Genomic DNA, 6,676 nt, shown 5'->3' with positions numbered 1-6,676 from the left:
GCGGGGGGCCCCCGGCCCCCCCCCCCCCCCCCCGGCGAGGGTCTGGGCGCTGGGTGGAGTGCCGGGAAACGAAAAGAGCCGGGGCCTTGGGCCTCGGCTCTTCGTGATCTTGCTGTACCCCCAACGGGATTCGAACCCGTGCTACCGCCTTGAAAGGGCGGCGTCCTAGGCCACTAGACGATGAGGGCGCATGAGTGTGCTCAAGACCAGCATAGGGGACAGGGCGCGGAGACGTGTAATCGGTTTGGGGTTCATGGGGCGACAGGGGTGCTTGTGGGAGGGGAGGCGGACGGGGTGGCGGTGGGGGAGGCCGGGGGGCTCGTGGGGGAGGCGGAGGTGGGCGGGGTGGGGCGGAGGTGGAGTTCGACCTGGACGGACTGCTCGCCGAGGCCGCCGAGGGTGAAGTCGTCCCAGGCCTGGAGGCCGCCGGTCTCGCGGTTGAAGTAGAGCAGGCTCAGTTCGACCTTGGTGGGGGTCTCGTGTTCGAGGGAGCGCAGTCCGGCGCCTCCGGTGCTGCCCTGGACGAAGAGCCGGGTGCCCTGGGGGAGGAGCTCGGTGGCCCGCCGGTGGGAGTGGCCGGCCAGGACGAGGGGGGTGGCGCCGTCGAAGGCCTTGGCCTGGTTGCCGTCGTGGATCACCGCGACGTGCGGGGGTTCGGGGGCGGCGCGCAGGGGGGTGGCGAGCTGGACGCCCGCGGCGTACAGGGCCTCGGGGGTGAGGGAGTCGTCCGAGGTGGTCTTGTCGGGGGTGAAGCGGGGGTCGCCGGCCCCGTAGATGCGCAGGCCCTCGACGGTCTTGGTCTCGTCGTCGAGGACGACGGCGTTCTTGTTCTTGGCGACGGCCTTCTGGGTGCCGGGAGAGTCGTGGTTGCCGCGGACGAAGACGTAAGGCACGTCCCCCAGGGTCTCGATGTTGTCGGCGAAGCGGTCCTCGGCGCGGGAGCCGTGGTCGGTGAGGTCGCCGCTGTCGATGATCACCTCGACCTTGAACTGGGTGGTGATGGAGCGGATCACGTCCCAGGCGATGGGGTTGAGGTGGATGTCGGAGACGTGGAGGACGCGCAGGGTGGACGGGTCGGGTTCGTAGATCGGCAGGGTCGAGGTGGTGGCGTACAGCTCGGAGACGTTGCCGACGAGTTTGGCGAGCATGCCGCGGTACTCGTCGAAGCGCTGGACGACGGTCTGGACGTCGCCGACGAGTTGGGGGGCGTTGGCGAGGAGGCCGGTGTAGCGGGGTTCGGCGACGGAGGCGGGGCGGAACGTCAGCCACGCGGCGGTGCCGAAGGCCGCCAGGGTGACGGCGGCGGCGGTGAGGGCGGCCAGGGCGGGGCGCCAGGCGCGGTAGACGAGCAGGGCGACGACGAAGGCCAGCGCGAAGGCGGTGAGGGCGCCGCGGACGGCCATCCAGACGAGGCCGTGCCGGATCTGGTCGGTGATCGTCTCGGCGAGGGCGTCGATCGCGGAGGGGTCGTTGATGAACTTCTCGGTGGCGGCGGGGCGGAGCTGGCTGATCTGCGCCTTGAGGGTGACGGGGCCGCTGTGGGAGTCCAGGCGCAGGGAGCCGAGCGGCGGGACGTCCACGACGGTGCCGCCGTCCTGGGACAGGGAGAAGGACAGGGAGGCGTCGGCGGGGCCGACGGGGGTCTGGATGCGGCCGCCGAGCAGCAGGCCGGCCAGGGCGCCGGCCACGCCGATGAGGACGAGGGAACTCCAGCGGGCGGTGCGGCGGTTGAAGAGGCGGTGGAGGAGGCGTTTCATGGTCGAGGTTTCCGCGGTGGAGTTCGAGGGGCTGGTGTCGGAGGCACTGGACACGATCCCTCCGGATCTGACGAGGTTGATGAAGAACGTCGTGGTCGTGGTGGTGGATCGGGCCCCCGAGGAGGGGTTGCTGGGCCTCTACACCGGTGTCCCCCTGACGGAGCGCGGCGACTGGTACGCAGGAGTCCTGCCCGACCGGATCGAGATCTACCGTGAGGAACATCTCGCTTTCTGTTCGGACAGGGACCATCTACGCGAAGAGATCGCCGTGACGGTGGTGCACGAGATCGCGCACCACTTCGGAATCGACGATAGGCGACTGCATGAACTGGGCTGGTGACTCGTAGTCCAGAGGAAAGTGCATTCGGTCACCGAAGGGCAACGCTACGTGATTTGATGAGGGGGTAGGGCGACCTAAGAGAGCGGGGTATGGGCAGGCACAGACGGCCGCCGGAAAGGCAGGCGACATACCGCGAGGTCTTCGCCGTCGTGGAGTTCCGCCGGTTGTGGTTCGCCCAGACGCTCAGCTCCGTGGGGGACCAGTTCGCCCAGGTGGCGCTGGCCGTCCTGGTCTACGACCGCACGCAGAGCCCGCTGCTGACGGGCCTGGCCTACGCGCTGACGTACCTGCCGCCGATCATGGGCGGCCCGGTGCTCAGCGGGCTGGCCGACCACTTCCCGCGCCGCCGCGTGATGATCGTCTGCGATGTGCTGCGCGCCGCCCTCATGGGCCTGATGGCGCTGGGCGACACGCACTTCGCGGGGCTGTGCGCCCTCATCTTCCTGACGGTCCTGCTGGGCTCGCCGTTCACCGCGGCCCGCGCCGCCCTGCTCCCCGACATCCTGCGGGGCGACCGCTACGTGCTGGGCGCCGCGGTCAACAACATCACCCACCAGGCGACGCAGATGCTCGGCTTCGTCGTGGGCGGCGCGCTGGTGGCGATCATGGGGACGCGCGAGGCGCTGGGGCTCAACGCGCTCACGTTCCTGCTGTCGGCGCTCGTCCTCACCGGCATCGCGCGAAGACCCGCGCCGGAGCGCCGCAACGGCAGGCTCCGGCTGTGGCGGACGACCCGGGAGGGCGCGGCGCTCGTCTTCGGCGACCCCGCGCTGCGGAGCCTGGTGGGCTTCGCCTGGCTGTGCTCCTTCTCGACGATCCCCGAGGGGCTGGCCGCGCCGTACGCGGCGACGTACGGGAAGGACGCGCTGTACGTCGGGGTGCTGATGGCCGCGATGCCGGCGGGGATGGTCGCGGGCAGCTTCGTCTTCTCCCGGTTCGTCCGGCCCACCAGCCGGGTCCGCTCGATGGGCTGGATGTCGCTGCTGTCGTGCGCGCCGCTGATCGGCTGCGCGCTGGAGCCGCCGTTCGCGGTGACGGTCCTGCTGTGGGCGCTGGCCGGCGGCGGCGCCGCCTACCAGCTGGCCGCCAACACCGCGTTCGTGGCGGCGGTGCCGCCCGACGGCCGGGGGCAGGCGTTCGGGCTGGTGCAGTCGGGCATCCTCGCCGGGCAGGGCCTGGGCATCCTGGTGGGCGGCGCGCTCGCCCAGGTGATCGGCCCGCAGAAGGTCGTGGCGCTGGCGGGCGCGGCGGGCCTGGCCGCGGCGACGGTGCTGACGATGGGCTGGACGCGCATCCGCGGCGACGTGCTGCGGATGATGTTCACTCCTCCCGCGCAGGGCGAGAGGGCCAAAGCCTCTCTGTGAGGTTCCACGCCGTTCGTGTGCTTTTCATGGCATGTCTCCCTCCGGTCGGCATGATCACGCCCGGAACTTCGAGCTCAGGAGCGTGCCATGACCCTCGACCGACGTGACCTCCTGCGGGCGGGCCTGCTGGCGGGCGGCGCCCTCGCGCTGCCCGCCGCTGCCGGGGCCCCCGCCTTCGCCCGTGCCCGGCCCGTGATCACCCACGGCGTGCAGACCGGCGAGGTCGCCGACGGCAGGGCGCTGGTGTGGACGCGCGCCGACCGCCCGTCACGGATGCTGGTGGACTACAGCACCCGCCCCGACTTCCGCGGCCACCGCACGGTCCGCGGCCCCTGGCTGACGCCCGGCACCGACCTCACCGGCAAGGTCGCCCTGCGCGGCCTGCCCGACGGCCGCCGCGTCCACTACCGGGTGCGGCTCGACGACGGCCGCGCGGTGTCCGCGCCCGAGACCGGCTCGTTCGGCACCGCCCCGCTGCGCGGCCAGGACGTGCGGTTCGTGTGGGGCGGCGACCTCGCCGGCCAGGGCTGGGGCATCAACGAGGCCTTCGGCGGCTACCGGATCTTCAACGCGATGGCCGACGTGCAGCCGGAATTCTTCCTGTGCAGCGGCGACTGGGTGTACTCCGACGGCCCCCTCGCCGAGACCGTCGCGCTCCCGGACGGCACCGTCTGGAAGAACGTCATGACCGAGGAGAAGGCGAAGGTCGCGGAGACGCTCGCGGAGTACCGCGGCCAGTTCCGCTACAACCTCATGGACGCCAACCTGCGCGCCTTCCACTCCCGCGTGCCGCTGATCTACCAGTGGGACGACCACGAGGTGACGAACAACTGGTACCCCGGGGAGGTCCTCGACGACGCCCGGTACGCCGAGAAGAACGTCGACGTCCTGGCGGCGCGCGCCCGCCGCGCCATCGACGAGTACCTTCCGGTCGACCTGGACCGCCCGCTCTACCGGAAGATCTCCTACGGGCCGCTGCTGGACGTCTTCGTCCTCGACATGCGCTCGTTCAAGAACAAGAACTCCCCGAACCTGGAGACGCAGGGCCGCGGCCTGCTCGGCGACGCGCAGAAGCGCTGGCTGACGCGCGAGCTGCGCCGCTCCAAGGCCACCTGGAAGGTCATCGCCAACGACCTTCCGATCGGGCTGATCGTCCCCGACGGCACCGCCCAGGAGGGCGTGGGCAACACCGACAGCGGTCGTCCGCTGGGCCGCGAACGGGAGATCGCCGAGGTTCTGCGCGACGCGCACCGCGACGACGTGACGGGAATCGTCTTCCTCACGGCGGACGTCCACTACACGGCCGCGCACTACTACGACCCCGCGAAGGCCTCCTTCAAGGACTTCACGCCGTTCTGGGAGTTCGTGGCGGGTCCGCTGAACGCCGGCACGTTCGGCCCCAACACACTGGACGGCACGTTCGGTCCCACACAGGAGTTCTTCAAGGCCGGTCCCCGCGCCAACGCCAGCCCCGCCGAAGGCGCGCAGTTCTTCGGAGAGGTGGAGATCGACAGCCGGTCGAAGGCGTTCACCGTGCGGCTGCGCGACCTCGACAACAAGGTGCTCTACACCAGGACGCTGACGCCCTGAGTTCCGCCGCCCGGCCTCTCGTGGTGGGGAGGCCGGGCAAAGCCTTCTCTTTCTCCCGCTTGTCGCGTTGAGTCCCGTCCTCCGGTCCGCGATCTTGGCCGTGTCCGCGAGCCTGGAGCGTGCCGATGACCCTCGACCGACGTGACCTCCTGCGAGCCGGCCTGCTGGCGGGCGGCTCGCTCGCCCTGCCCGCCGCACCCGCGCTCGCCCGAGCCCGGCCCATGATCACCCACGGTGTGCAGAGCGGCGAGGTCTACGACGGCCACGCCCTGGTGTGGGCGCGCGCCGACCGCCCGTCACGGATGCTGGTGGACTACAGCACCCGTCCCGACTTCAAGGAAGGGCGGACCGTCAAGGGACCCTGGCTGACCCCTGAGACGGATCTGACGGGCCGCGTACAGCTCACGAAGATGCCCGCGGGGAAGCGCGTGTACTACCGCGTCACACTGGACGACGGGCGCGTGCGGTCGGCTCCGGAGCCGGGTTCCTTCACGACGCCTCCCGGCGAGGGACGGAACGTTCGCTTCGTGTGGGGCGGCGACATGGCGGGCCAGGGCTGGGGCATTAACGAGGCCTTCGGCGGCTACCGGATCTTCAACGCGATGGCCGATGTGCAGCCGGACTTCTTCCTGTGCAGCGGCGACTGGGCGTACGCCGACAGCCCGCTGCGCGAAACCGTCACGCTGCCCGACGGAACCATCTGGCGGAACGTGATGACGCAGGAGAAGGCGAAGGTCGCGGAGACGCTGGAGGAGTACCGCGGGCAGTTCCGCTACAACCTCATGGACGCGAATCTGCGCGCGTTCAACGCCCGCGTACCGATGCTCTACGACTGGGACGACCACGAGGTACGCAACAACTGGTACCCCGAGATGATCGTCCACGACCGGCGCTACACCGAGAAGAACGTGCGCGTACTGGCGGAGCGCGCCCGCCGCGCCGTCCAGGAATACGTACCGATCACCAACCGCTCGACCATCTACCGCAAGGTCTCCTACGGGCCGCTGCTGGACGTCTTCGTCCTCGACATGCGCTCGCACCGCAACAGGAACACCCCGAACCTGGAGACGGACGGCCCTGGCATCCTCGGTGACGAGCAGACGCGCTGGCTCATCCACGGCCTACGGGAGTCCAAAGCCGTCTGGAAGGTCATCGCCAACAGCATCCCGCTCGGCCTGACAGGCGCCAAAGGCAAGGATCAGGACGGTGTGGGCAACAGAGACGAGGGTTTGCCGCTGGGTCGCGAGCGGGAGTTCGCCGCGATCCTGCGCGACGCCTGGCAGCACGAGGTGACGGGAATGGTCTTCCTCACCGCGGAGGTGCATTACGCGGCGGCCCTCTACTACGACCCCGCGCAGGCCGCCTTCAAGGACTTCGCGCCCTTCTGGGAGTTCATCGCGGGGCCTCTCAACGCGGGTACGTTCCGCCCTACGAGGTTCGACTCGACGTTCGGGCCGACCACGGTGTTCATCAAGGGCGCTCCCCGCCATGGCGCCGGCCCCGCTGACGGCGCCCAGTTCTTCGGCGAGGTGGAGATCGACTGCCACACGGAGGAGCTCACCGTGCGGCTGCGGGACCTGCAGGGCGCGGTGCTCCACACCCAGACGCTGACGGCCCGCCCCTAG

General features: G+C 70.3%; 5 protein-coding genes and 1 tRNA gene. 4 read left to right on the top strand and 2 right to left on the bottom strand.

The window, feature by feature from the left end:
• Positions 1 to 115: 115 nt before the first annotated feature.
• Positions 116 to 188: transfer RNA gene (locus tag ABD140_RS23750), tRNA-Glu, on the bottom strand.
• Positions 189 to 251: 63 nt separating this feature from the next.
• Complete coding sequence (locus tag ABD140_RS23745) at positions 252 to 1,757, bottom strand: metallophosphoesterase family protein (RefSeq protein ID WP_344243152.1); 1,506 nt, start codon at positions 1,755 to 1,757, stop codon at positions 252 to 254.
• On the opposite strand from ABD140_RS23745, the gene ABD140_RS23740 reads away from it, so the two are divergent.
• From ABD140_RS23740 to ABD140_RS23725, 4 genes are all read left to right on the top strand, one after another.
• On the top strand, positions 1,756 to 2,097 hold the full coding sequence (locus tag ABD140_RS23740; protein WP_344243151.1) for a metallopeptidase family protein: 342 nt from the start codon (positions 1,756 to 1,758) through the stop codon (positions 2,095 to 2,097). The genes ABD140_RS23745 and ABD140_RS23740 overlap by 2 nt on opposite strands.
• 89 nt (positions 2,098 to 2,186) lie before the next feature.
• Positions 2,187 to 3,461, top strand: coding sequence for an MFS transporter (locus ABD140_RS23735; RefSeq protein ID WP_344243150.1), 1,275 nt, complete (start codon positions 2,187 to 2,189; stop codon positions 3,459 to 3,461).
• An 87-nt stretch (positions 3,462 to 3,548) separates the two neighbouring features.
• Positions 3,549 to 5,051, top strand: coding sequence for an alkaline phosphatase D family protein (locus tag ABD140_RS23730; protein ID WP_344243149.1), 1,503 nt, complete (start codon positions 3,549 to 3,551; stop codon positions 5,049 to 5,051).
• Positions 5,052 to 5,176: 125 nt separating this feature from the next.
• Positions 5,177 to 6,676, top strand: a complete 1,500-nt coding sequence (locus ABD140_RS23725; protein ID WP_344243148.1) for an alkaline phosphatase D family protein — start codon at positions 5,177 to 5,179, stop codon at positions 6,674 to 6,676.

The organism is Actinocorallia libanotica, from assembly GCF_039525175.1.
In the GTDB taxonomy this organism is placed as follows: domain Bacteria; phylum Actinomycetota; class Actinomycetes; order Streptosporangiales; family Streptosporangiaceae; genus Actinocorallia; species Actinocorallia libanotica.
This window is presented reverse-complemented; position numbering and strand designations above follow the sequence as displayed.